The organism is Teichococcus wenyumeiae, assembly GCF_003696345.1.
GTDB lineage: Bacteria > Pseudomonadota > Alphaproteobacteria > Acetobacterales > Acetobacteraceae > Pseudoroseomonas > Pseudoroseomonas wenyumeiae.
In genome coordinates this window covers 1-1385 of sequence record NZ_RFLX01000136.1, presented here as the reverse complement: position 1 = coordinate 1385, position 1385 = coordinate 1, and the positions used below count along the sequence as shown (strand labels likewise).

The 1385-nt window shown below is 64.7% G+C and carries 2 protein-coding genes; one reads left to right on the top strand and one right to left on the bottom strand.

Going from position 1 to position 1385, the window contains the following annotated elements:
- Positions 1-221 (bottom strand): hypothetical protein (locus EBE87_RS30220; RefSeq protein ID WP_233553585.1); only part of this gene is annotated, 221 nt, incomplete at its 3' end.
- Here EBE87_RS30220 and EBE87_RS28210 point away from each other — a divergent pair.
- Positions 117-1124, top strand: a complete 1008-nt coding sequence (locus tag EBE87_RS28210; protein ID WP_233553584.1) for an IS110 family RNA-guided transposase — start codon at positions 117-119, stop codon at positions 1122-1124. The genes EBE87_RS30220 and EBE87_RS28210 overlap by 105 nt on opposite strands.
- Positions 1125-1385: the final 261 nt, after the last annotated feature.

Sequence of the window (1385 nt, the reverse complement as noted above, 5' to 3'; positions counted from 1 at the left end):
AGCTTGCCGTTGATGGGGTGGACGGCCCCCGCTCCTGATAGCGCATGTTGTAAGGTGCCTGCTGTCATCCACTTCCACTGCAGGGAGCTGTCCAGATGCAAGTCGCTACGATCGGGCTGGATCTCGCCAAGCACTGGTTTCAGGTTCACGGTGTCGATGCGGCAGGAGCCGCAATCCTCCGCAAGTGCTTGAAGCGCGCTGAGGTAATCGCCTTCTTCCAAGGGATTGAGCCCTGCCTGGTAGGCATGGAGGCTTGCGCTTCCTCTCACTACTGGGCTCGGGAGATTGCGCGCTTCGGACACACCGTCCGCCTCATGCCGCCAGCTTACGTGAAGCCCTATGTCAAACGGGGCAAGAACGACGCCGCGGATGCAGAGGCCATCTGCGAGGCCGTGACGCGACCCACCATGCGCTTCGTAGCGGTCAAGACGCCAGAGCAGCAGGGTCTCCTCATGCTCCACCGAGCCCGTCGGCTACTGGTTCGTCAACGCACCATGACGGCGTGTGCCATCCGCTCCCACTTGGCCGAGTTTGGCTTTATCACGGGACAGGGGATTGGGCGCGTCGAGCCCCTCTTGGAGCGCTTGGCCGAGGAGGAAGGGGAGAGGCTACCGGGCGAGGTGCGCGACATCCTCTTCATGCTCGCGGCCGAGCTCGCCACCCTTGGCGAGCGCATTGCCCAGATTGAGGCCCGGATCGATGCCCAGCACCGCGCCAACCCGGTCAGCCGCCTGATCGCAACCATACCGGGCATCGGTCCGATTACCGCGACGGCGATCGCAGCGACGGTGCCGGATGCCACCGCATTTCGCTCCGGCCGCGACTTTGCGGCCTGGCTTGGCTTGACCCCACGCCAGAACTCCAGCGGTGGCAAGGACAGGCTGGGCAGCATCACCAAGCGCGGGGATACTTACCTCCGGCACCTGCTGTTCATCGGGGCACGCAACGTGATCCGCTATCCCAAGGCAAGAGAGGCCGCCGGCACTGCCTGGATCGAGGCGCTCGTGGCACGACGCTCAAGAACGGTCGCGGCCGTCGCGCTGGCCAACAAGATGGCACGCATTGCCTGGGCCATGATGACCACCGGGGAGGTCTACCGATCAGCGCGTGAGGCCACGGCCTGAGGAGGGCTGCTGCTGAACCGTGCTCAAGACGTGCGAGGGCGATGACGACGTGATGGCGAACCGGCAGGGCCGGGGATTGGCAGAGCCAGCAGAGCTTTCGGAGCGCAAAGCCCGCCCCGTTGATTTGGCGCCGATCCGCGGACTCCATCAGGGCCAGCGGTCATGTCGGCCGCACCAACAGGCCGAATACATGAACGCACCCGACCGCCGCCGAACGTCAACATCCTTCTTGCACCGCGGGGGCCGTCCATACATGAAGCT